Source organism: Haloterrigena turkmenica DSM 5511 (genome assembly GCF_000025325.1).
GTDB classification, from domain to species: Archaea; Halobacteriota; Halobacteria; order Halobacteriales; family Natrialbaceae; genus Haloterrigena; species Haloterrigena turkmenica.
Window position 1 is genome coordinate 2,023,299 of record NC_013743.1, and the last position, 20,980, is coordinate 2,044,278.

25 protein-coding genes and 2 pseudogenes are annotated in these 20,980 nt (G+C 63.3%); 14 read left to right on the top strand and 13 right to left on the bottom strand.

What is annotated here, in order from left to right:
- Positions 1-83: 83 nt before the first annotated feature.
- Positions 84-197: pseudogene (locus HTUR_RS28790) on the top strand (DUF7692 domain-containing protein); the annotation flags it as partial.
- Between the two features lie 170 nt (positions 198-367).
- Here the strand turns inward: HTUR_RS28790 and HTUR_RS09600 are convergent.
- The 4 genes from HTUR_RS09600 to HTUR_RS09615 form a co-directional block, all read right to left on the bottom strand.
- A complete protein-coding gene (locus HTUR_RS09600; protein ID WP_012943124.1) occupies positions 368-682 on the bottom strand; it encodes a HalOD1 output domain-containing protein in 315 nt (104 codons plus the stop codon).
- A 65-nt stretch (positions 683-747) separates the two neighbouring features.
- Complete coding sequence (locus tag HTUR_RS09605; RefSeq protein WP_012943125.1) at positions 748-1,539, bottom strand: TrmB family transcriptional regulator; 792 nt, start codon at positions 1,537-1,539, stop codon at positions 748-750.
- Between the two features lie 506 nt (positions 1,540-2,045).
- Positions 2,046-2,741, bottom strand: a complete 696-nt coding sequence (locus HTUR_RS09610) for a helix-turn-helix domain-containing protein (protein WP_049941677.1) — start codon at positions 2,739-2,741, stop codon at positions 2,046-2,048.
- Between the two features lie 377 nt (positions 2,742-3,118).
- Positions 3,119-3,514 carry an SPW repeat domain-containing protein gene (locus HTUR_RS09615; RefSeq protein WP_012943127.1) on the bottom strand — a complete coding sequence of 132 codons (396 nt, stop codon included), beginning with the start codon at positions 3,512-3,514 and terminating at the stop codon, positions 3,119-3,121.
- Between the two features lie 169 nt (positions 3,515-3,683).
- Between HTUR_RS09615 and HTUR_RS09620 the strand changes: the two genes are divergently transcribed.
- The 3 genes from HTUR_RS09620 to HTUR_RS09630 all read left to right on the top strand — a co-directional run bounded on the left by HTUR_RS09620 (position 3,684) and on the right by HTUR_RS09630 (position 5,018).
- A complete protein-coding gene (locus HTUR_RS09620; protein ID WP_012943128.1) occupies positions 3,684-4,139 on the top strand; it encodes a response regulator in 456 nt (151 codons plus the stop codon).
- Positions 4,140-4,327: 188 nt separating this feature from the next.
- Positions 4,328-4,561 (top strand): hypothetical protein, encoded by a 234-nt coding sequence (locus HTUR_RS09625; protein WP_012943129.1) that lies wholly within the window; start codon positions 4,328-4,330, stop codon positions 4,559-4,561.
- A 223-nt stretch (positions 4,562-4,784) separates the two neighbouring features.
- Positions 4,785-5,018: a hypothetical protein gene (locus tag HTUR_RS09630; protein WP_012943130.1), complete on the top strand. Its 234-nt coding sequence runs from the start codon at positions 4,785-4,787 to the stop codon at positions 5,016-5,018.
- Positions 5,019-5,121: 103 nt separating this feature from the next.
- On the opposite strand, the gene HTUR_RS09635 is transcribed toward HTUR_RS09630, so the two are convergent.
- Entirely contained in the window at positions 5,122-5,943 is an 822-nt protein-coding gene (locus tag HTUR_RS09635; protein ID WP_012943131.1) for a DUF7344 domain-containing protein, read from the bottom strand.
- A gap of 210 nt (positions 5,944-6,153) precedes the next feature.
- Positions 6,154-6,986, bottom strand: a pseudogene (locus tag HTUR_RS09640) (hypothetical protein).
- A gap of 335 nt (positions 6,987-7,321) precedes the next feature.
- Between HTUR_RS09640 and HTUR_RS09645 the strand changes: the two are divergent.
- Together HTUR_RS09645 and HTUR_RS09650 are read left to right on the top strand one after the other, a co-directional pair.
- Positions 7,322-7,831 (top strand): type IV pilin, encoded by a 510-nt coding sequence (locus HTUR_RS09645; RefSeq protein WP_012943132.1) that lies wholly within the window; start codon positions 7,322-7,324, stop codon positions 7,829-7,831.
- A gap of 1 nt (position 7,832) precedes the next feature.
- Positions 7,833-8,318: a type IV pilin gene (locus tag HTUR_RS09650; RefSeq protein WP_012943133.1), complete on the top strand. Its 486-nt coding sequence runs from the start codon at positions 7,833-7,835 to the stop codon at positions 8,316-8,318.
- A 212-nt stretch (positions 8,319-8,530) separates the two neighbouring features.
- Here the strand turns inward: HTUR_RS09650 and HTUR_RS09655 are convergent, their stop codons facing one another.
- Together HTUR_RS09655 and HTUR_RS09660 are read right to left on the bottom strand one after the other, a co-directional pair.
- Positions 8,531-8,734: a hypothetical protein gene (locus HTUR_RS09655; RefSeq protein ID WP_012943134.1), complete on the bottom strand. Its 204-nt coding sequence runs from the start codon at positions 8,732-8,734 to the stop codon at positions 8,531-8,533.
- A complete protein-coding gene (locus tag HTUR_RS09660) occupies positions 8,731-8,916 on the bottom strand; it encodes a hypothetical protein (protein ID WP_012943135.1) in 186 nt (61 codons plus the stop codon). The genes HTUR_RS09655 and HTUR_RS09660 overlap by 4 nt, the downstream gene beginning before the upstream one ends.
- Positions 8,917-9,005: 89 nt before the next feature.
- Here HTUR_RS09660 and HTUR_RS09665 point away from each other — a divergent pair, with 89 nt between their 5' ends.
- A complete protein-coding gene (locus tag HTUR_RS09665; protein ID WP_012943136.1) occupies positions 9,006-9,380 on the top strand; it encodes a hypothetical protein in 375 nt (124 codons plus the stop codon).
- Positions 9,381-9,728: 348 nt separating this feature from the next.
- Here the strand turns inward: HTUR_RS09665 and HTUR_RS27930 are convergent, their stop codons facing one another.
- Positions 9,729-9,962 carry a DUF7563 family protein gene (locus HTUR_RS27930; protein WP_012943137.1) on the bottom strand — a complete coding sequence of 78 codons (234 nt, stop codon included), beginning with the start codon at positions 9,960-9,962 and terminating at the stop codon, positions 9,729-9,731.
- 156 nt (positions 9,963-10,118) lie between these two features.
- Here HTUR_RS27930 and HTUR_RS09675 point away from each other — a divergent pair, with 156 nt between their 5' ends.
- Positions 10,119-10,691 (top strand): DUF7344 domain-containing protein, encoded by a 573-nt coding sequence (locus HTUR_RS09675; RefSeq protein ID WP_012943138.1) that lies wholly within the window; start codon positions 10,119-10,121, stop codon positions 10,689-10,691.
- A gap of 88 nt (positions 10,692-10,779) precedes the next feature.
- On the opposite strand, the gene HTUR_RS09680 is transcribed toward HTUR_RS09675, so the two are convergent.
- Positions 10,780-11,238, bottom strand: a complete 459-nt coding sequence (locus HTUR_RS09680) for a hypothetical protein (protein WP_012943139.1) — start codon at positions 11,236-11,238, stop codon at positions 10,780-10,782.
- A 218-nt stretch (positions 11,239-11,456) separates the two neighbouring features.
- Here HTUR_RS09680 and HTUR_RS09685 point away from each other — a divergent pair, with 218 nt between their 5' ends.
- Positions 11,457-12,188, top strand: a complete 732-nt coding sequence (locus HTUR_RS09685) for a GNAT family N-acetyltransferase (protein WP_012943140.1) — start codon at positions 11,457-11,459, stop codon at positions 12,186-12,188.
- A gap of 43 nt (positions 12,189-12,231) precedes the next feature.
- Positions 12,232-13,518, top strand: coding sequence for a hypothetical protein (locus HTUR_RS09690; RefSeq protein ID WP_012943141.1), 1,287 nt, complete (start codon positions 12,232-12,234; stop codon positions 13,516-13,518).
- 34 nt (positions 13,519-13,552) lie between these two features.
- On the opposite strand, the gene HTUR_RS28435 is transcribed toward HTUR_RS09690, so the two are convergent.
- Both HTUR_RS28435 and HTUR_RS09695 read right to left on the bottom strand, forming a co-directional pair.
- Positions 13,553-13,678, bottom strand: coding sequence for a hypothetical protein (locus HTUR_RS28435; RefSeq protein ID WP_264183001.1), 126 nt, complete (start codon positions 13,676-13,678; stop codon positions 13,553-13,555).
- A gap of 74 nt (positions 13,679-13,752) precedes the next feature.
- Positions 13,753-14,124 carry a 2Fe-2S iron-sulfur cluster-binding protein gene (locus tag HTUR_RS09695; protein ID WP_012943142.1) on the bottom strand — a complete coding sequence of 124 codons (372 nt, stop codon included), beginning with the start codon at positions 14,122-14,124 and terminating at the stop codon, positions 13,753-13,755.
- Positions 14,125-14,264: 140 nt separating this feature from the next.
- On the opposite strand from HTUR_RS09695, the gene HTUR_RS09700 reads away from it, so the two are divergent.
- A complete protein-coding gene (locus HTUR_RS09700; protein WP_012943143.1) occupies positions 14,265-15,443 on the top strand; it encodes a redox-regulated ATPase YchF in 1,179 nt (392 codons plus the stop codon).
- A 456-nt stretch (positions 15,444-15,899) separates the two neighbouring features.
- A complete protein-coding gene (locus HTUR_RS09705; RefSeq protein WP_012943144.1) occupies positions 15,900-16,157 on the top strand; it encodes an amphi-Trp domain-containing protein in 258 nt (85 codons plus the stop codon).
- Positions 16,158-16,190: 33 nt separating this feature from the next.
- On the opposite strand, the gene HTUR_RS09710 is transcribed toward HTUR_RS09705, so the two are convergent.
- Positions 16,191-17,057, bottom strand: a complete 867-nt coding sequence (locus tag HTUR_RS09710) for a UbiA family prenyltransferase (RefSeq protein ID WP_012943145.1) — start codon at positions 17,055-17,057, stop codon at positions 16,191-16,193.
- 175 nt (positions 17,058-17,232) lie between these two features.
- On the opposite strand from HTUR_RS09710, the gene HTUR_RS09715 reads away from it, so the two are divergent.
- The gene (locus HTUR_RS09715) at positions 17,233-18,924 is read left to right on the top strand and encodes a thiamine pyrophosphate-binding protein (RefSeq protein WP_049941679.1); all 1,692 of its coding nucleotides are present in this window, start codon (positions 17,233-17,235) and stop codon (positions 18,922-18,924) included.
- A gap of 126 nt (positions 18,925-19,050) precedes the next feature.
- A complete protein-coding gene (locus tag HTUR_RS09720) occupies positions 19,051-20,979 on the top strand; it encodes a histidine kinase N-terminal 7TM domain-containing protein (RefSeq protein ID WP_012943147.1) in 1,929 nt (642 codons plus the stop codon).
- The last annotated feature ends 1 nt before the right edge of the window (position 20,980 follow it).

Consider the following 20,980-nt stretch of genomic DNA (forward strand, 5'->3'; position numbering starts at 1 on the left):
ACGACGGTCGCGCGGGCCGCTGGTGGATCCGTCGAGAGAACCACGAGCGTCTCGTCGACGACGGCGGCTGGTACGTTCTCGTCGTCCTCGAGCGCGACGACCTCACTTACGAGCAGCGCACGGAGATCGCTGAGACACTCTCGACGAGAGCGACGACCTTCGAAGCAGAACAGTCTGGGGACGTCGATCGAGATTAGAAACAGTAGATAGGAACACGGTTTCTTTATTCAGCGTGGCTCGCGAAACTCGCGGTAAGTACAGGTGAAGCATCTAACGGAGTATCGATCGATTCAGGACTACATCATCCAACTTTTGTCATCACTGAAAAGTCCGACAGAACCTGCTGTCTATCGCTATCGATAGGCGCTTACCGGTCGTGTGAGCGGACAGTCAACTCGTCACCTTCAAACAAAATCCGATAGCGGTCAAAAGTAAAGGAGACGGTGACCTGCTCGGGTTTTTGATCCCGGACGAGCCCATCGAGTGCGTCCGGGTCAACGTGATCGTATAAGGTGGTTTCGAGCTCAATGGCAAGCTCGGTTGGATCGATACCCGTGACGGTTCCGAGAGCGGTGACTGTGGCGATGCTCGGTGGTGTGGCCGACCAATCGTACGCTCTTTGGAAGTGAATAGTGGTCAAATCAGATCCGTGCCCGTCGCTCGCTTGGGTGTCCTCACCCATAGTCTGCCTATGCCAATAAACTCCATAAATGTACTGTGATTTTCCGAGTGAAGGCCGATGTGAATTCACGCTGCTTGTTCTCCGTTGAGTCGCCACGTGAAGATCGCCCGGAGGACGACAACGAGACTATTTCGATCGCCTGCGCCCCAGATTGCCGTTTCTTCGATCTCATTAGCGCCGCTGGAACCATTTACGAGAGCACTGACGAGTGCCGTCTTTTCGTCAGTGATCAACAGGCTCCCGGCGGGCGTATCCCGCCATTCCCATAAGGTTTCGAATAGTTCTGCTGACGGTATTATTTCCTGAATTTGATCTTGAACATCGTCTGAAATTCCTGCGAGATAGATGTCTACTCCACGGTCATCGGCGGCCTGAAGCTGATCGAGATGATCGTCGGTGAGTAATTCATCGACGGTCATGTAGACGATTTGCTCGTCTGCGTCGGCGATGAACTCGTTGACACGAGACGCTACCGCCTCCCGACCGGTCACCGTCCAGACACCGAACTGTTCGCGTTGTGGTTGGGCTGGTCCGATTACCTCCAAACACTCCGCAAGTTCAGTAATCGTGTTTTCACGTTGGGTATTGAGCATGCGGATGATCGTCTCCTCCGAGATTACCGTGAATTTCCGTGGCGTCGTATGCTGGATGTCAATGAAGCCCAGTTCGTGGAGCCGATCAGTCGCCTCGTACACGCGAGTACGGGGGACACCATTAATGCGGGTAATGTCCTGTGTGGTTCCTGTACCGAGGCGAAGGAGGTTGATTAGTGTCTGGGCTTCGTATTGGGATAACCCGAGATCTTGTAATCGATTGAGAGCCTCAGCTTCAGCCTGCTCTTCGTCAAATGATACCATGTCTGGTGGTATGGCACGGAGTCGAATAAAGCCCGCCCGACGCTCAAACAGAGGCCGAGCAACTCCCTCCGACCCCATTCCTCATCGCGAACACCATCGTGAGCGATGCGTATTGGAAACGGAGGATTTGAATCAGGGAGCAGCGCGCTGCGACCGTGGTTCGAATCCTGACGCGTTCGAACGCGAAATCGAGAGGAAGGTTGATAAACGGTCACACAGCTACGAGTGACCGCTGTGATTGAGCACGAGTGATCCACCGGCGCGTGTATCGCACTCGGTAGCTCGTCGTGGAGTCGGCATCGAGCCGACACGCTACGTTTCTTTCTGTCCAACAATAAAGCTGTTCCTCGAGGTATATTCAGCACTATCTGGGATATTGGTGGTCATACGGTCCATAGCTCCCATATATACTAATCAATTGGACATAGTTCGGTTGATAGGCAGAGAAAAATAGTCGTCTGTTCGACTCGCGTCTCGAGGTCGGACCGGTGAGACGAGCCCAGCGACTACGGATCGATCGCGGTCGGCCGCAACTCGCCGGTCAACTCCGCGCTGACGAGCGCGGCGTGACACCGGCGGAGCCGTTCCGACAGCGCCTGGTGTGAGACGTCGAGTTCCGCGGCGAGTTCCTTGAGCGTGATCCGGCGCGGAACCTCGAAGTAGCCGAGCTCCTGGGCCGTCCGGATCGTCTCGTACTGGGTCTCGGTGAGCGGCGTCCCGGCGCTCGCCAGATCGTCGATCCCCGTCAGACGGGTCACGTCGACGCCGAACTCGTACTGCTCGAACAGCGAGTAACACGCCGACAGCGAGTCCCGATCATGGAAGAGCAACGTCACCGACCACGATCCGGCACTCCCGCTGGCCTCTAAAATCGCCCCACCGTTCTCTGCGACGATCCGTTCGAAGAGTTTGAACCGGTCGCCGAAGACGAGGCGGAACAGCCACCGCTCGCGGTCGTCGGTCTCGTCGGTACTCGACCGGTCGGGTTTCGTCTCGTCGGTCACGCTCGCGATCACGTCGATCGAGGGATCGGTCTCGAGTGCCGCCCGGACGGTCTCCCGATCCGGACCGGAGAGCCAGACCAGCGGGGGCGCGTCACCGATCGTCCCGCCGATCTGGTACTCGAGTTCCGGTACTCGTTCGAACGACCGAGCGGCCGCGAGACGGTCGGCCGGGATGTCGAGTTCGACGACCGTCGTCATTACCGTCATCAACCACGACGGGGCATAGACTCGTTGGGTTTCCGGTAGCCTTTCCCGCCACCCAGACGCCGTGACAGTCAGGAAAGACTGAATACAGTACCCCGATCGGATAGACGAGATTATCGCGGACTACGAGCAACCCCTATCAGCGGTTGCACTTTCTGAAACCACCGAAAAACTATAATATTAGTGGCCGTCAATAGTTATCCGGCCAAGGTGTCGAGCTTGGTCGACAGGGAATGCAGGCCGGCTTGTGCTGCGTTTTCTTGGGAACCTCGCCCGTCAAGCGCTGCTTGTAGCCGATACTACCGCTCGGTTTGGCGACCCGGCGTCGCCGTCGAGAGACGTCAGTGACGGCCGACGGGTTCGGCGGCTCGTCAGGCGCTGGCAGTTGCCGACCCCGTCGATCGGCGGCCTCCGACGATGCTGCCGGCGGCCAGCAGCGCGACGAGGGCGCCGGCGATGACGTTACTCCAGAGGACCCGGTCCAGGGTCACCTCGAGCACGAAGGGAGCGGCCACCACCCAGAGCCCGAGGAGGACGACGAGCGCCGGCGCAGCGATACTCGGGAGCCGACCGCCGTCTGGCCATCCCGCGGTGTAGGCGGCGAAGAAGGCGATCGCCGCCCCGAAGACGGCGTTGTTGACGACGACCAGTCCAGTAGCGGTCAGCACGACCCCTGACCAGAGAATCCAGGCGCCGATCGCGGCGGCCAGTCCGACCAGTCGTTCCGGCAGCGGCGAACGGGCGTCGGTCGTTCGGCTGGTGCTCATACGCGCTCGTACGTGCGCCATCGGTCTAAATGATACCCACGCATTATGCCACGCGGTGACGAGCGTCCGTTTCCCGACGCCCGAGCGAGACGGCCGCGTTCCGTCGGCCGAGATACTTGTCCGCGGGCGGCACCCGCGTCGTTTTATGGTCCGGCGCGAACTATGCTCTATGACCAGCGGCAACGACAGCATCGAGGACGTAATCGACATCTTACTCGTCGAGCCGAATCCGGGTGACACCCGGCTGTTCACGGAGAACTTCAGGGACGCGAAACTCATGAACACCGTCCACGCCGTCTCCGACGGCGACGCCGCTCTCGATTTCCTCCACCAGCGCGGCGAGTACGCCGACGCGTCTCCGCCCGACATCATCCTACTCGAGCCACAGCTCCCTGGCACCAGCGGCATGGACGTCCTCGCCGAACTGGACGGCGAACCGATCCTCGCCGACATTCCCGTCGCCGTACTCACGAGTTCGGAGATGGGTGAAGCGATCGTTCAGTCCCACGGCCTCGAGGCGGACTTCTACGTTCGAAAGCCGGTCGAGCCGGCGGACTTCGTCTCGTTCGTCGACGAGATCGAGGAGTTCTGGTTCGCGATCGTCCGCGAACCGTCGGAAACGTGACGAACTTCGGGGCCGCGACGGCGACTGATGCGGTCTCGCCGCGGGGGTGCGGACCGGCGTCGGTGGACGGGACCACGCACCGAGTGTCAGGGAGAATCATGACTGTCAGCCGCTGACGTGGTCGAAATCGAGCGGCAATCCTTCTCGGGGCCAACACCGTTTTTACCGTTCGGCAGCTAGCGTTGGTGATGAACTCCACCGTTACGGACACCAGCCGACCGCCCGATAGCAAAACCCTGCTGTTTTGCTTCGAGTGCGGCCACGAGAGCGCGGTCGACGGCGACTGGAACCTCGAGCAGTGCGGCGACCGAGAGCACTACAGCTGTCCCGAGTGCGGGACGACGATCACCGCTCGCCCGGCGGACGAGAGTGCGCCGGCGGCGGACTCGAGCGGCTCCCGGTCGTACTGCGCCGGCGACTGATCGCTGACCGGCCGACGGCCACGGGTGTGCCCACTGGCAACCCGTCTGAACACGTGTTCTTCGTTTCTCGATAGGATACTGGACCGGATGCCTCATCTGGAGGGATCGGGTGCTCATCTCGAGTTCCCACTCGCGGGTCACGTATCGACTCACGAGATTCAACCAGTATCGCTAAACCGCCGGTACAGCACGTACGAGTGTGCGAAGACCGAGGGTCTCGCGGATGACGCAGGCCGATGACCGTATCCTCGAGACCCTCGCGGACAGCGGTCTCGTCCTCTCCCCGCGCGTTCTCTCGGCGAATACGGACTACTCGCGTCACTACCTGAGCACGCGACTCGGAAACCTTCGAGACGCCGGGCTCGTCGACCGTATCGACGAGGGACTCTATCGGATCACCGATCTCGGCCGTGCGTACCTGGAGGGAGACCTCGAGGCCGACGAGTTGGAAGAATAGCAGTAGACGGTAGCACAGTTTCGTTATCGGAATTCCCCACGAAACTCGCGGTAAGTACGGGGGACGCCGTTATCGAACTCGGTCGCCACAGCGAGACCGCTGCTCACGTTTCAAACGGAAGACCTTCGAGAAACTCGTCACTCTGATAATCGAGATGGTCCAATCGAGCACCGAGCAGTTCGCGGGTGAGGACCACCAGCGGATTGGTTCGTCCCTCTCCGATCATCGCGACCTCCGTTTGCGCACCGGTGGCATCCTCCTCCCAGAGGCCGACGACGACGGTCTCTCGATCGGCGACGATGAGCCGGCTCACCTTGGGATAGTTCGCCTGCTCGTACATCCAATCCATCTGTGGCTCCCAGATCGTCGCTTCCGGGAGACGCTCCCGAAAGAACTCTCGAGCGTCTCGGTTTTTCGTCCCGGCGTAAAGGTCGACGCCCCGATCGATGGCGTTCTCCGCGTACGGGAGACACTCCTCGTCGAGTAATTCGTCGGACGCGTAGATCAGAAAGAGTTCGTCGTCGGCTCTGTCAGCCAGGTCTCGGCAGTAGTCGTACACCGCTTCGCGACCCTCGAGCCGTCCGACAGTACCCTCGTCCGGTCTCCGTCCTGTCCCGAACTGCGAGAGCAGTTCGTCGAGCGCTTCGACGTCCATCCAGTCGGCGTCATCCGTCGAGCGATGGCCGGTGGTGACGATATTTTCATCGTGGTCGTACGCGACGAGTCCGGCTTCGTCGAGTCGGGGCAGGTAATTGTGGTGTAGCGAGATGATCGTCTGGTCGAGTTCCGTCTCGTCCGCCGAAGAAAGTTGTCCAGCGATCTCCGTTACAGAGAGGCCGCGAGGGGTACCATTGAGAGCTGTTAAAATTTCACGATTAGTGGGATCTGTAAGTAGTCGAATGATTTCTTCGTCTTCCGAATCCATTACTGATGGATATTCCTGCGTGGGTATTAAGAAGCAGGCTTCAATATTACACCATGGCAGGATTATAGCTTATCAGTTTCCATTGTAAGTCGTCGCTTTTCGGTACTCAGTTCGTACCCTCTATGTAACGAATCCACCTATTCAGATTCAGCCTCAGTATTGAATGAAGAAATCATATCACTAACTACTGATAGCGTCCGAAACTCGATTCTACTCCGCCGTTTCAGACCGAACCCGATACCGGGGCTGTAATCCGAGCGAGCGAGCAGCGTCTGCCGAGATCGTCACCGTTCGGTCACCGGACGTCACCGGTTCCTTCGCGATGTCTTCGATGAACGCGGCCAGTTCGTCGCGGTAGGACTGCGAGCGCTTCTCCTGAATCTGAACCGTGTCCTTCGTCCGCTGGTGGATCGCCCGGTTCGCGAGGTACGCCAGGACGAACATTTCGCGCACTTCGAACGGGGCGTCGTCGAGATACTAGGGCAGCGAGAAATCCTCGAGTTGCGCTTTCGGACCGGCCGGCGCACCGAGGACGGCGAGCGTCCGCCCGAGCACGGTCGCGTCTTTCGCGGGCCGAACTTCGGTCGCCCTCGAGTCGTCGTCCACGCGGTAGAAATCGTACTCGACGCCGGTGGCCTCGAGCGCGTCGATTACGTGGGTGCGGTGGTCGCGATGGTTCAACGCGAAGGACGGGACGAAGTTCGCTTTCGCGATCGGCCGCCGGAGAACACGTTCGCGACGAGCGTGTTCAGCGCCTGGAAGACGTCGTCGCGATAGGTCGCGTCCAACCATCCGTACTCGCGGGCGGTTTCGATCCCGCGCATCGCGTCCGGTTTTCCATCGGCGTCGACCCAGCCACGAACGCGACCGCGGGGCAAATCCAGTGCGCTCGAGATCGCGGACGATCCCTTGTTCGGGTGGGTGCTCGAGTACCGAAGCACCGCCTGGTAATCGAGGACGGCGGTCCACGGATCGCTGTACGCCCCGCCGTCGTAGGTGCGCGCGAGGTCGCGCTCACCGATCACCGGCTGGTCCCAGTCCATAGCTGGCGGTCACATCGGATGGCCAAAATCTTTATCGTCCATCTCGGTCGGTTTCAAAATCGCAGGACTGCGCGGCTTCAAGGTGGTGCTGGAAGCGTTCTATACCCCCTTGATTATCACTACTGAAACCGATTCGTGAATTTCAATATACACGAACATTCTTACTATCGATTAATTATATATACCCTGAATTCTCTGGTTGCTATCAGCACCGGACGACGGGAAGAAGCCGACGCCGAGGATCAATCCAATCCCCCTCGAGCGCCACCGGGTGCCTACCACAGACCCCAGAATAAGTCTTCCCACCGTTCACGGGTGCGTGAAAGAACACAACTATGGATCTAAGCAAATACAGAAACAAGCTGATCGGAAGCGAAGAAGAACGGGCAGTCTCGCCTGTTATCGGAGTCATCCTCATGGTCGCGATAACTGTCATTCTCGCGGCTGTGATCGCAGCATTCGTACTGGATATGGGCGACGATCTCGGTAGTGAGGCACAGGCGGGTTCCCAGATGAGCTTCGACGAGGACAAGGGTGTGATGTCGATCGAGCTCACCTCTGAGGGTAACGCAGACACGTACGAACTCCGGGGAGACTACCGATATAACGCTACATCCGGGAATAATGAATCGGTAGGATCCGACGAATACATTGCACTCTCAGGAGCGGGTGACACAGTGACGCTTGAATGTGGCGCTCAGAACGAATATAGTACATCAGACGGTACTACGAACAAATACGTGCTGAATGAGTCTACTCCTGAGAGCGGTACGGTGACCTTTGTTGCCTCGAACGACGGTGGCGACAGTTGGACCAACGTCGGTAGCCAGGAGTGGAGTTGCTAACATGGATCTACGCAAATACAGAAACAAACTTGTTGGATCGGAAGACGAGCGGGCGGTGAGCCCGGTCATTGGAGTTATCCTGATGGTCGCAATAACCGTCATTCTGGCGGCAGTCATCGCGGCATTCGTGCTGGATATGGGTGATGATCTCGGTAGTGAGGCTCAGGCAGGAGCACAGATGAGCTTTGACGAAGGAGACGGCGTGTTCTCTACCGAACTTACTTCCGAAGGCAATGCGGATAGTTACGAGCTCCGTGGAGATTATGTCTACAGCACCAATGGTACCTCAGTGAGTAGCTCCGATTATATTGAACTTGATGGTGCTGGTGATACGGTGACGCTGGAGTGTGGTTCGAGCAATAAATACGACGGAATAAACTACCAACTGAATGATTCCGCTAATGAAAGTGGGACTGTAACATTCGTCGCTTCGAACGACGGTGGCGATTCGTGGACAAACGTTGGGAGTCAGGACTGGAGTTGCTAACGCAGTAACACTCCACCATCGATATTTTTCGCGCCTTCACGGCAGTAAGGGCTATATTTTAGTTGTATTGAACATTATCGGTGGAATACCTGGCTCTATTCAAAATCCGTAGATAGTCGAAGTAAACCGATTACGGGTGCGTTATAGTTCTCTTCTAACATGCCTGAATCAAACCACAGGGAATCAAGATCTGGTTTTATGGCACTCGGTCATCAGTCTGTGCCCACTCCGAACTCAAGGCCGGCGAGTTCACGCGCGTGCTCGAGGTCGTCGGCTTCTTCGAGGAACTGGGCGGTCGCGTCGCGGACGACGTACGGTATCTGTACGCGGAGTTCGATCACGGCCATCGCTTCCCGCCCAAGTTCGCGACGGTGCTCCCGCTCGGCCTCCAAGAGGTGATCGTCGACGCCGGTCATGGCTCGATCCTCTCGACTAACTCGAGGGTCCATTCGCCATCGCCGATGTGGCGGACGTGCAGATAGTTCTCGCCGTCGACGTCGCCGTGTTCGTCAAGAAGTCCCTCAAGGCGGAGGTCGTCTTTCGGGAGGGTGATGCCGGCGGAGTTCTGGTCTAACTGTCTGAGTTTGTTCAGCGCCATGAGATGGGCGGCAACCCACCTTGGTATAAAGTTCGGTGAACCTTAGTTTTCCAGACCTTTTCGTCGGGCCGGGTTATTCGGCTGGTCGTATGGCACTGAGCCTCCCGCAGAACATGGTTCCCGACTCAGTACGTCGGGAAAACGGAATTGATCTGACAGACAGTATCCTCGCGCCGCTGTTCGTTCTGGCGTCGATCTCGGTCGGCGCCGTCGGGACGCTTCAGTTCTCGGCGCCGCTGAACTTCTCGCTGGTCGACGCGCTTTGGGCGTCCAACGGGACGGAGGTCACGTACGCCTTCATCCTGAGCATGGGTATCCTGCTCGTCAGGTGGCTCACGAACGAGTCGACGCCGGAGGACTGGACCGACGTCGAGACCGTCGTGGCCGCGCTCGCGGTTCTCGGCGACCGTCATCGGCCGCCTCGCTCGCGTTCAGTGGCCAAGTGTAGTGCTTGTCCAAAATAATTAGGGCTGAACCTGAATATCCAGAGCAGTGTATTGATAAACTGGGTGAATACGATGGCAGACCCCGAACGGGTCGTCGCCGTTTGCGACTGTTGTGGATCAGTGTACGCTGCAAAGGTCCTTCTATCGGGCCAAATTCGTCCGATCGGAACAGAGCACTGTTCGTGTGGAAGTGGGGACTTCCGAAAGCTCCAGTGATCAGTATCGCTTGAGGCGGTACCACCGTCAGTTCGAATCTCCCGCTGCTCGAGCGCGCGGCGAACCTCGGCATCGGTCGCGTGATGGGCTGGATGGGCGATGGGCGTCCGACTCTCGACGTCGTAGCGTTCGCTCGCGGGGACGAACGCCTCAGACATCGGCCTCACCGCCGTGACGGCCGGGCGACGTCTCCGGGTCCGGGATTTCGACGTCTTCGCCGGCAGCGGGCCCGCGGCTCAGTCGGGCGTACGTATCGCACGCTCCGCAGCGATGGGCTCGGTTACGGTTGTCACCGAAAACCCGACAGAACTGGTCAGAAACGTGCGCTCCGCAGTGTTCGCACGTCGACTCGGTGTCGACCGCCGGCCACGGGGCGATCGTCACGCAGACCTCCCCGTGTTCGGAGTGTATCGAGAATCCGAGAGAAGTCGCTTCTCGGTTTCTATTTCAAATGGAGTCGAAGGGATTTGACCGCGATGCGGTCATTGGCCGGAACGACCAAGTTATTAACCGGCCCCGCCGACACGTCTCCTATCAACGATGGCGAACACTGCGTCCCGAAGCGGGTGCACCGACGCGGGACACTCGTCGCGAGGAGCCGAACCGAACGGCGAACAGTCGTCACTCGAGCCGGACGATATCTACCATATCCTCCAGACCAGCCGTCGGCGCCACGTGCTCCGATACCTCCGGCGCGCCGGCGAGCCGATGACGCTTCGCGACCTCGCCGAGCGGATCGCCGCCGACGAACACGAGACGACCGTCGAGAACCTGACCTCGGACCAGCGCCAGCGCGTCTACATCTCCCTGTACCAGTCGCACCTGCCGAAACTCGACCAGCGCGGGATCGTCGACTACGACAAGGATCGCGGGATCGTCGAGTCGACGCCGATGGCCGCCCAGTTCGATCCGTATCTCTCGGGACTCGAGGCGGGGTCGACCGATCCGTGGCCGCGTCGGTACGCGGGAACGGTAGGCGGCTGTGCGCTGTTCGTGGTCGCAACGGCCGGCGGCCTGTTGCCGATTCCGTGGCTCGCTACCTCGTCGGTCGTCCTCTTGGCGGTCGCCGCCGTAACGGCGGTCCACTGGTATTCGGAACTGATCGCGTCGTAAGCGGCACGCGGAAGCGTCTCACCGACGGCTATCGGGTGTATGAAAGTACGATCGAAAACGCGGCGGCGCTCGACGGAGTCGACGACCGTCAGTCGGCGCGGGAGCCGAGCGCCGTCGCGTTCGGATCGGCGGCGATCTCGGTCTCGAGGGCGCGGTGGGCGTAGAAGACGACCGAGAAGTCTTGCGGACTGGGAACCGAACAGGCGAGCCAGCCGATCGCGACGGCCATCGCGATCGGCGAGTCGGCCGGGATGGCGCCCCCGAACCCGGCCGCGAAGACGGGGACGGCGAGGAGGACGGGCGCCAGCGCCGCGGCGCGAAGGTGGACCGCCGGTTCGCGACCGGTCGGTCGGGGCTCGACGACGGCCCACGGACAACACGTCAGCAGGCCGATTATTCCGTCGGTTCGGTCGGGGAGGTAGGTGATCGTGTGATCGATCCCGGCGAGTCGCAAGAGGAGGGCGTGGGCCCACTCGTGGACCGCCAGTCCGACGACTACTGCGAGGGCGAGGGCGGGGGCGGCGACGACCACATCCGTACCGATCATAGGGGAGAGACGTGAGATGCACACCTGTTCGCTCGACCCGAACCGGGTCGAGAGCCACCTCACGCAACCGGTGAGACGAACCAGTCGAGGAAGTCGATCCGGATTCACCTGTTGGTCCATTAAGTCCAGTGCGATGCCGTGCGCCGTCTCCACCCTGTTTTGCCGCCGGCCGCTGCCGCTCGCCAAGGGTTAAGTACTGTTATGTGGCAACATCCACCATGGTATCTTCCCAACCACTGGAGTTCGACCACGACGACCGGAGACGGATCTACGAGTACGTCGAGCGCCACGGGGCGGTCGATCCGGACGACGCCCAGTCGGAGCTGCGCATCGATCCCAGCGGCTTTCGCCACCACGTCGCGATCCTCAAACGCGACGGGCGCCTCGAGGCGGCGGACGGAACGCTCCGGGTGGTTCTCGACGCGGGCGCCGAGGAGGAGTACGTCGCCGACGACCTCGAGTTCCACGTCCGGCCGGCCAAACAGGAGGACCTCTCGGGGATCGTCGGCGCGATCCGGCAGGTCGCCGAGGAGAAGACCTACATCGAGGCCGAGAGCGTCGCCGACGAGATCGACCACGAGGAGGCTCTGCTCCGGCACAACGAACTCGAGTCCCGGATGTTCTTCGTCGCGACCGTCGACGCGGACGTCGTCGGCTGGGTGCACCTCCACGCGCCGGAACTCGAGAAGCTCTCGCATACGGCTGAGCTCACCGTCGGCGTCTTGGAGGAGTACCGCGGCCACGGGCTCGGCTCGCACCTCCTCTCGCGGGGCCTCGAGTGGGCCGGCTCCCGCGGCTACGAACGGGTCTACCAGAGCGTCCCCTCGAGCAACGACGACGCCATCGCCTTCCTCGAAGAACACGACTGGGAGATCGAAGCGATCCGCGAGGATCACTACAAACTCAACGGTCACTACGTCGACGAGGTAATGCTGGCTATCGAGCTCTGAGTCGACAATTCGTTTTATATAACCGTCCCTGAAACGGGGAGGTATGCGTTTTGCTACCCTCGCTCGGTTCGACCGGGTGGATTGGGGCGAATCGACCGCCGCGATCGTCGCCATGGGGCTCGTGCTGGCGGTCGCCGGGATCGTCCGGACACTCGAGACGCCGGTCTCGCAGCCGGTCGTCGCGTTCGAACTGTTCGTCTCGTTGCTCGTTCCGACCGGGCTGGCCACCGGCGGCTACTGGCTCGCCAGCCGGAACGTCTCGTCGGATCTCCGCTGGCGAGCCGTAACGCGGGTGTCGATCGGGATCGTCGTCGCCTGCGGGCTCGCCGCCTGGCTGACGGTGTACGTGGCCCTCGAGGGCGGCGCGGTTCGCGATCCGCTCTCGCTGACGACGACGCTGGCCGCCGTCGGCGGCGCGACCGGCTTCGCCACCGCCGTTCGGGAGCCATTGGGCGTTGCAACCCCCGATTCTCTCGGCTCGAGCGTGCCCGCTCACACGGCCGAGACCGAGTCGCCAGCCACGGCCGAGTCGGCCGACGCGACCGCGCGGTCGTCGACGGCGGGAGCCGACGCGTCGCCCGAACCGACGATAGAACGACCGACGGCGGCCGCTGCCGCCACCGTGACGACCGCGCTCGGGTCGACGCCGACCGATATCGTCCCGGCGAGCGATCGGTCGACCGACGGTGCGACGGCGGATTCCGATGCGTCGACGATCGCTGGGACGGCAGCTGATTCCGAGGTGTCGAAGACGACCAGCACGCCGACCCCTTCGGAGTCGGAGGCGGGAGCGTCGCCCGCCATCTGGGACGACAGCAGCCCCGAGGGTCGAACCGCCGCTCCCGCGCGTCCCGTGGAGCCGCCCGAACCCACGGCGGGCGACGATTCCGGCTCCGAGACGTTCGAGATTCCGGGTCGCGACGCGTTCGACGACGGTGCCGACTCGCCAGACCCCCTCGAGTCGCCGACGCCGAGACGGGATCCAGGCGTCGGCGCCGTCGCGGCCGTCCCGTTGACGGCGGAGACGGTCCTCGACGTTCTCCGAAACGAACGCGTCCGACTCGCCCTCGCAGTCCTCTACCACGAGTGGGACGGCCAGGCGCGCTCGGTCGACGCGCTCGCCCGCGCCGTCTCGTCTCACACGGACGACTCCGCTGACGCAGTCGCGGCCGGACTCAAGCACGCGACGCTTCCCCGACTCGCCGAGATTCGGGCCGTCGACTGGGATCCCTACGCGGATCGCGTCTCGGCGCCGGACCACGCCGTCTTCGAAGAAGGCGTTCGCGAGGCGTCCGCGCTGCTCGAGTCGTTCGAACCGGGAACGAGATAGCGATCGCGACCGGCGGCCGGTTCGCGTCGCTCCGCTACGCGGGATGCTCCTCTTCTTCGTCGGCGATTTCGAACAGCTGCTCATAGCCCTCGTCGTCGGGCAACTGCCGTTCGACGTCCTCGAGTTCGCCGCTGGTGACCGCCTCCGCGACGACGCTCAAGTCGTCGTATCGGATATCCGACAGTGGCGTCGTCGCGGGGAACGCCGTGATCCCTTCAGGCGACGGTCGACCGATCAGCGCTCGTCCGCGGGCGCCGTCGGGCCGTCCGACGCCGCGGGTGCGTCGCCGTCTGGTACCCGCTGGCCCCAGAGGCCGTCGTACTTTCGGACCTCGAGATCGCCGTCGACCCGCGTCTGGCACGACAGCCGGAGGCCGCCGTCGGGATCGTGCGGGGGGAGGGAGAGACGGCGGCGTTCGGCCGCGGTCGGCTCGCTCGCGTCGCCCTCGATCGCGACGGCGCAGGTCCCGCAGGTGCCGTGTCCGCGACAGTTGAGCCAGTTCGCACGACCGTTGTGCGGCGACTCGCCTGCTTCGAGGAGGACGTCCCGGAGGATTCGTCCGCGTTCACACTCGATTTCCCGTCCGCGAAACTCGATCGTTGGCATGGCAACCAGTAGGACACGCGGCGGCTTCGTTCTTTGCCGCCCGCGACCTCTCGGATCGGGTCGCCTCTCGACTGGTAGCGCCCACCGTCGGAGAATCCCCAATCGAAAGGCAATTTTGCGCCACGCGAGTACCGAACGGTATGCTTTCGATCGCGCTTGCCGGGAAGCCCAACGCCGGCAAGTCCACGTTCTACACCGCGGCGACGATGGCCGACGTCGACGTCGCCAACTACCCCTTCACGACGATCGACGCCAACCGCGGCGTCAGCTACGCCCGGACCGACTGTCCCTGCCTCGAGCGCGAGGAGCGCTGTAACGCCGACAACTGCGAGGACGGCAAGCGCTACGTCCCGATCGAGCTAATCGACGTGGCGGGGCTGGTGCCGGGCGCCCACGAGGGGAAGGGGCTGGGCAACCAGTTCCTCGACGAACTCACGAACGCGGACGTGATCGTCAACGTGATCGACGCCTCCGGCGGGACCAACGAGAAGGGCGAACCCGTCGACATCGGTGAGCACGACCCACTCGAGGACATCGACTTCGTCGAGGAGGAGATGGACCTCTGGCTGGCGGGCATCGTCGAGCGCAACTGGGAGTCCGTCGAGCGCAAGTCCCGCTCTCCCGATTTCGACATCGACGACGTCCTCGCGGACATGCTCTCGGGCTTCGGCGCCTCTCCCAAACAGATCGCTATCGTCCTCCGAGAGCTCGACTACCCCGAGGACCCCATCCAGTGGGAGGACGCACACCGCGAGGAGCTCGCGCGGCTGGTCCGCGAGCGGACCAAGCCGATCGTCGTCGCGGCGAACAAGATCGACGTCGCCCCCGAGGAGAACGTCGAGAAACTGCTCGACCTCGACAAGCCGGTCATCCCCACGACCGCCGAGGGCGAACTCGCCCTTCGACGAGCCGCCGACAACGGGTTAGTCGACTACGACCCCGGCGACGAGACCCTCGAGATCGGCGACGACGTCAACGACGCCCAGCGCGACGCCCTCGCGGACTTGGCCGAGACGATGGCCGAGCACGGCGGCACCGGCGTCCAGGGCGCGCTGAACTACGCGGTCTACGACCTGCTCGAGCACCTCACCGCCTACCCGGTCGAGGACGCCGCGAAGTGGTCCGACGGCAGCGGCAACATCCTGCCCGACGCCTTCCTGCTGCCCGACGGCTCGACGCCGGTCGATCTGGCCTACGCCGTCCACTCCGACATCGGCGACGGTTACCTCCACGCCGTCAACGCGAAGACGAACCGGGAGATCGGCGAGGAGTACGAACTCGAGGAGGGCGACGTGATCAAGATCGTCAGCACAAACTAGCACGGCTATTTTTCTCTGTGTTTTAACCGACTGCGGTGATCAGTACAGGGAACGCACTTATTGTGAATCATTGAACAATTTTCACTATGGGATCATCGCCACCGACTCTCTGTCCGCGTTGTGGCAAGCGAGAGACGTATTCAGCTCGATATACGACACCAGGATGGCGAATACAATTCTACGAATGCGATAATTGCGGTCGAAGATATGACCCGTATCTCGACGCAGAATACAGCATAGACCGATGAAAAGTTCGCATCTATAGTGACTACGGAAGTCAGTCGAGGGTAGATTGGAATTTATGAATTGTGTATATCCTCGGGGTAGTAATCAGCGTCATTATCGTCGGCTATCTCCTGTCTGTTCGAGATAAATTCGACTGAGAACTGCGGCCCGTTCGATAGCCCTCCGTCGTCAGGCATACGACTTATTGCGAGATCCGTGGGACCATCGAACATGGTAGATAAGACACTCGCTGCCGAGGAACTCACTCGCGACGAGGCCGCCGAACGGCTTCGAGAACTGGCCGACGCGCTCGAGGGCGACGGCCCGGCGTCGGTCCGGACGGGGAACAAGACGGTCTCCCTCCGGCCGTCGCAGTCGATCGCCTACGAGCTGGGCGTCCGCGAGCGGTCGTCGATCCTGCGGGGCTCGCGCGAAACGATCTCCCTCAAAATGGACTGGAAGCCGCCGAAGTCGTCCGGCGAGGAGTGAGCAGCGCCGCCGCCGACTCGCTTCGCGATCCGCTCACGGGAACCCGACGCCGGCGAGCGGCTCGAACCAGACCGCGGTGACGAGCACGGCCAGAAAGACGTAGGAGCCGCGGACGAGCAGCATCGTGGCGAGCGTGGGCTCCGCGCGACGCGCGACGAGCGCGACCGCGCCGAAGGCGAGCGCGGCCAGCGCCGTCGTCGGCGGGAAGACGCGAGCGACGGCGAAGGCGAGGACGGCCAGCAGGGCCGTCAGCATCAGTCCGTAGGCCAGCGCGTACGCGCGATCCGGACCGACGGCGACGGCGACGGTGCGCTTCTCGATCGACCGGTCGTAGTCGTAATCCTGGGTGTCGTCGATGACTTTGATCCCCGACAGGAGCACGAGGAAGACGAGGGCGAACCCCGCCGCGACGGCGCTGATCGTCCCGGCCTGCACGTAGAACCCGCCGAGGATCGCGAGGGCGATGCCGAGCGGGTAGCCCGTCGTCGCGGTAAGCGGGTTCGTGTCCAACTGCGGCGCGTGGTGGTACGCGATCAGCCACGTCGGCAGCGTCAGGACGACCGCGACTGGATCGACGAGCACCCATAGTAGCACGCAACAAGCGGCGAAGACCGTCGTCGAGAGCGCCAGTCCCACGCGACACCCGCGCTCGGTCAGCGGGTGCTCGTCGTCCTCGCCGCGGATGTGGAAATCGACGTAGCCGTCCTTGACGTGGGCCGTGTAGACCGCGGCGAAGATCGCGACGGCGTGGATCGCCGCGATGGCCGGATCGATCCGCCCGACGAGGACTGCACCGAACAGCGCCGCTGCGACCGGCGGCGTCATGAAGACGGGGTGGACCTGCGACAGGAACGCTCGCACCGTCGCTCGCGGGCCTGTGCCGGTTCTCGCGAGGGCCATACTCGAGCGACAACGAACTGATACATAATACCCGTGCCGGCACGACGTTCGCTGCGGGTCGGGCGCCCTCGACCCCTCGATGGGCGCCGCCGTGGGTGCAGGTCGGCACTCCGTGCAACCGGCGCGCCACTCCGTAACGCACAGTTTGATGTGCCGTCCCGTGCCACTGACGGGCATGACAGCGGGCTATACCGGAGCCGATCTCTTCACGGACGCGCTCGAGTCCTACGGCGTCGACTACGTCTTCGGGAATCCGGGAACGACGGAGCTGCCGATCATGGAGGCGATCGGCGAGAGCAACCTCGAGTACCGGCTCGGGCTCCACGAGGACATCGCGGTCGGGATGGCCGGCGGCTACGCCCAGCGGCGTCGGTACCACGCCCACCACGACGACTCGATCACGCCGGTCGGGGTGGCGAACCTCCACATCGCGCCGGGGCTGGCCCACGGCCTCGGAAATCTCTATGCGGCCAAGGTCGCCGGCGCGCCGCTGGTCGTCACCGCGGGCAACCACAGCACCGACTTCCGCCACGAGGAGCCGATCCTCTCGGGCCGACTCGCCGACATGGCCCGCCAGTTCTGCAAGTGGTCCGACGAGGTGCTCGACGTCGCCGCGCTGCCGACGATGCTGCGACGGGCGTTCAGAGTCGCGATGACGCCGCCGACCGGCCCCGTCTTCCTCGCGCTGCCGCTCGACGTCACGATGGCCGAGACCGACGCCGAGCCCGAGCGGCTGGGACCGATCCCGAACGCCGGCAGCGGTGACCCCGTGCAACTCGAGCGCGCCGCCGATTTGCTGGCCGAGGCCGACGATCCGGTGTTGGTCGTCGGCGATCACGTCGCCCGCTCGGGCGCCGATGCCGTCGCCGCGGCGGTCGAGCTCGCGGAGGCGACGGGGGCCCGCGTCCACGGCGAGATCCTCTCCTGCGAGGTCGACTTCCCGACCGACCACGATCAGTGGGTCTCCTACCTGCCGACCAGCGAGGACGCGGCCGCAATGTTGATGGACACCGATACGATCTGCTTCGCCGGCGTGTCGACGAACACGACGCTGACCCGCCACGAGGAGGCGCTGGTCGATCCGGAGACGACCTGCATCCACCTCAGTGACGACGCCTGGGAAGTCGGCAAGAACCAGCCCGCCGACGCGGCCGTCGTCGGCGATCCCGGCCTGGTCATGCAGGAACTGACCGAGCGCGTCCAGGGGAAGCTCTCCGACGACGTCGTCGCCGACCGCCTCGAGTCGGTCGCCCAGATGAAGGAGCTGGTCGAATCGAAGATGTCTGGCTACGGCGAGGGCGACGGCGAGGACGACCCGCGCGCCTCGAAGGCCGAGTTAGTCGACGCGATGGAGCGCGTCGCCGGCGACGCCGCCATCGTCGACGAGGGCGTCACCTCGAAGTACGCCATGCTGACGCGGTGGGAGTTCGCGCCCGAACAGTACATCTCGAACAAGGGCGGCGGCCTCGGCTACGGGCTCCCGGCGGCGGTCGGCGCAGCCGTCGCGGAGGCCCAACGGGACGACCCTCGCGACGTGGTCGGCTTCATCGGCGACGGCTCCTACCAGTACTACCCCCACTCGATCTACAGCGCCGCCCGCTACGACCTGGATCTGACGGTCGTCATCTCGGACAACCGCAACTACCGCATCCTCAAGGACAACACCCTCCACCTCATGGGCGGCGAGGAGGAGGATTACGAGTTCGTCGGCATGGACTTCGAGCCCGGCGTCGATCTCGTGCGAAACGCCGAGAGCCACGGCGCCCGCGCCGAACTCGTCGAAACGCCCGACGAAATCGACGAGGCGCTCGCGGACGCGCTGGCCCGGGACGGCCCGGACGTCCTCGACGTGCTGGTCCACGACTGAGCCGAGCGCCGAACGGCCCGGTCCTCGAGGCCGGGCGACGACTGCTCGAGGCCCCGGTCGCATCAGTCCCGCAACAGTAGGCCGGTAGACACTTAGCCGTCGTCGGTGCAGAGAGAGGTATCACGGATGGGCTGGATCATCAACCCGTACAGCATCGTGCTGTTGCTGTCTCTCGCCGTCGCCGTCGGGACCGCGGTCGCGGCGTGGCGATCGCGTCCGGCCGCCGGTTCGGTCCCCCTCGCCGCGCTGATGGCGAGCGTCGCGCTCTGGCTTGGGATGCACGTCCTCGAGATCGAGTCGACGGCGTTCGTCTGGAAGGCCCGCTGGGCGGATCTCCAGTGGGTGTCCGCTGCTATCATCCCGTCGCTGTTTCTCGTCTTCGCTCTCGCGTATACGGGCCGAGACCGCTGGCTCACCCGCCGCCGACTCGGGCTGTTGGCGATCGAACCGCTGGTCATGGTCGGCCTGTTGGCGCTCAACGGCCGGACCCGCGTTCTGTGGGGGCCGCCGCACGAGGCGATGGTCCCGCTGAACGTCCCGTGGGCCCAGCCAGCGACGGTCGTCACCGCGGAGCCGAACGTCGGGCTGTTCGTCCACCTCGCGTACGCGACGCTCTGTCTCGCGGCCACCGCGATCGTCGTCCTCGACGTCGCGGTCCGGAGCAACAGCCTCCACCGCTGGCAGGGGATCGCCGTCCTCGTCGCGGTGGCGGTTCCGTGGGCGTCGGCCGTCGTCGCGAGTTCGTCCCTCGAGATCATCGGGACGACCCCGATCGGACTGACGATCACCGGGCTCGCGATCACGTTCGGCCTCTACCGCTACCGCCTGCTCGAGCTCGCGCCGATCGCGCGCAACGAGGTCGTCGCCAACCTCGAGGACGGCGTGCTCGTCGTCGATGCCGACCGGCGGATCATCGACAGCAACCCGGTCGCACAGCGGCTCTTCGACCGGGACCGTGATGCGCTCGTCGGCACCCCCGTCGTCGACGTCGTTCCGACGGTCGACGTCGACGCGGTAATCGATGCATCCGCCGACGGCGGCGACGGTCACGACGCCCAGTTCTCGCTCGGCGACGGCGCTGAGCGTCGCATCTACGAGCTCTCGGCCTCGCCCATCGACGGCCGCGGCGGCCCCCTCGGCTGGACGCTCGTCGTCCACGACGTGACCGACCGCGTCCGACGGGAGCGCGAACTCGAGCGCAAGAACCGAAAGCTCGACGAGTTCGCCAGCGTGGTCAGTCACGACCTGCGCAACCCGCTGACGGTATCGAAGGGGTACCTCGAGTTACTCGAGGAGGAGTACGATCCCGAGCACGTCCGCACGATCGCCCGGTCCCACGAGCGGATGGAGGAACTGATCGACGACGTCCTCACCCTCGCCCGCCAGGGGCAGGCCGCCCTCGAGCCCGAACCCGTCGCCCTCGGGCCGGCGGCGAGGACGGCCTGGGAGACAGTCGACACGGGCGACGCCGCGCTTACGGTCGCCGACGACCGGACGATCCGTGCCGACCCCGCGCAGTTCCGCCAGTTGCTCGAGAACCTCTTTCGGAACAGCGTCGAGCACGGTTCCACGAACCCTGACCCGCGGGCTCGTCAGGACGACGAAAGACGCTCCACGTCTTCCGAGCCCTCGGTCGCTGACGCTCCCGAGGACACTGTCGAGCACGGCTCGACGAGCAGTCAGCGCGAGAACCGCTCCGACGACACTGTGGAACACGGCTCAGCGTCCCTCGAGTCGCGGCCTCGTCAGCAGATCGAACGCGATGGCGTCGCCATCACCGTCGGCGCGCTCGAGGACGGGCTCTACGTGGCGGACACGGGTCGGGGCTTCGAAGACGAACCCGATCGCCTCTTCGAGCCGGGATACACGACCGGCGACGGGGGAACGGGACTCGGACTATCGATCGTCGCCGACGTCGTCGACCACCACGGCTGGTCGATCGCGGCGAGCGACGCCGACGGCGCGCGGTTCGAGATTACCGGCGTCGAGTTCGTCGATTCGGACACGGACCCAGATCCGACTCCGAACTCGAGCGACGAGCAGCGGCCGTCGTGAC

Excerpts from the sequence above, each read along its gene's own strand:
- HTUR_RS09700 (WP_012943143.1), top strand. The coding sequence starts at position 14,265 with ATGCTTTCGATCGCGCTTGCCGGGAAGCCCAACGCCGGCAAGTCCACG.
- HTUR_RS09680 (WP_012943139.1), bottom strand. The coding sequence starts at position 11,238 with ATGATCGGTACGGATGTGGTCGTCGCCGCCCCCGCCCTCGCCCTCGCA.
- HTUR_RS09645 (WP_012943132.1), top strand. The coding sequence starts at position 7,322 with ATGGATCTAAGCAAATACAGAAACAAGCTGATCGGAAGCGAAGAAGAA.
- HTUR_RS09690 (WP_012943141.1), top strand. The coding sequence starts at position 12,232 with ATGCGTTTTGCTACCCTCGCTCGGTTCGACCGGGTGGATTGGGGCGAA.
- HTUR_RS09615 (WP_012943127.1), bottom strand. The coding sequence starts at position 3,514 with ATGAGCACCAGCCGAACGACCGACGCCCGTTCGCCGCTGCCGGAACGA.
- HTUR_RS09710 (WP_012943145.1), bottom strand. The coding sequence starts at position 17,057 with ATGGCCCTCGCGAGAACCGGCACAGGCCCGCGAGCGACGGTGCGAGCG.
- HTUR_RS09720 (WP_012943147.1), top strand. The coding sequence starts at position 19,051 with ATGGGCTGGATCATCAACCCGTACAGCATCGTGCTGTTGCTGTCTCTC.
- HTUR_RS09685 (WP_012943140.1), top strand. The coding sequence starts at position 11,457 with ATGGTATCTTCCCAACCACTGGAGTTCGACCACGACGACCGGAGACGG.
- HTUR_RS09630 (WP_012943130.1), top strand. The coding sequence starts at position 4,785 with ATGACGCAGGCCGATGACCGTATCCTCGAGACCCTCGCGGACAGCGGT.
- HTUR_RS09695 (WP_012943142.1), bottom strand. The coding sequence starts at position 14,124 with ATGCCAACGATCGAGTTTCGCGGACGGGAAATCGAGTGTGAACGCGGA.
- HTUR_RS09705 (WP_012943144.1), top strand. The coding sequence starts at position 15,900 with ATGGTAGATAAGACACTCGCTGCCGAGGAACTCACTCGCGACGAGGCC.
- HTUR_RS09665 (WP_012943136.1), top strand. The coding sequence starts at position 9,006 with ATGGCACTGAGCCTCCCGCAGAACATGGTTCCCGACTCAGTACGTCGG.
- HTUR_RS09660 (WP_012943135.1), bottom strand. The coding sequence starts at position 8,916 with ATGGCGCTGAACAAACTCAGACAGTTAGACCAGAACTCCGCCGGCATC.
- HTUR_RS09620 (WP_012943128.1), top strand. The coding sequence starts at position 3,684 with ATGACCAGCGGCAACGACAGCATCGAGGACGTAATCGACATCTTACTC.
- HTUR_RS09650 (WP_012943133.1), top strand. The coding sequence starts at position 7,833 with ATGGATCTACGCAAATACAGAAACAAACTTGTTGGATCGGAAGACGAG.
- HTUR_RS09655 (WP_012943134.1), bottom strand. The coding sequence starts at position 8,734 with ATGACCGGCGTCGACGATCACCTCTTGGAGGCCGAGCGGGAGCACCGT.
- HTUR_RS09715 (WP_049941679.1), top strand. The coding sequence starts at position 17,233 with ATGACAGCGGGCTATACCGGAGCCGATCTCTTCACGGACGCGCTCGAG.
- HTUR_RS09635 (WP_012943131.1), bottom strand. The coding sequence starts at position 5,943 with ATGGATTCGGAAGACGAAGAAATCATTCGACTACTTACAGATCCCACT.
- HTUR_RS09600 (WP_012943124.1), bottom strand. The coding sequence starts at position 682 with ATGGGTGAGGACACCCAAGCGAGCGACGGGCACGGATCTGATTTGACC.
- HTUR_RS09625 (WP_012943129.1), top strand. The coding sequence starts at position 4,328 with ATGAACTCCACCGTTACGGACACCAGCCGACCGCCCGATAGCAAAACC.
- HTUR_RS09610 (WP_049941677.1), bottom strand. The coding sequence starts at position 2,741 with ATGACGACGGTCGTCGAACTCGACATCCCGGCCGACCGTCTCGCGGCC.
- HTUR_RS09605 (WP_012943125.1), bottom strand. The coding sequence starts at position 1,539 with ATGGTATCATTTGACGAAGAGCAGGCTGAAGCTGAGGCTCTCAATCGA.
- HTUR_RS09675 (WP_012943138.1), top strand. The coding sequence starts at position 10,119 with ATGGCGAACACTGCGTCCCGAAGCGGGTGCACCGACGCGGGACACTCG.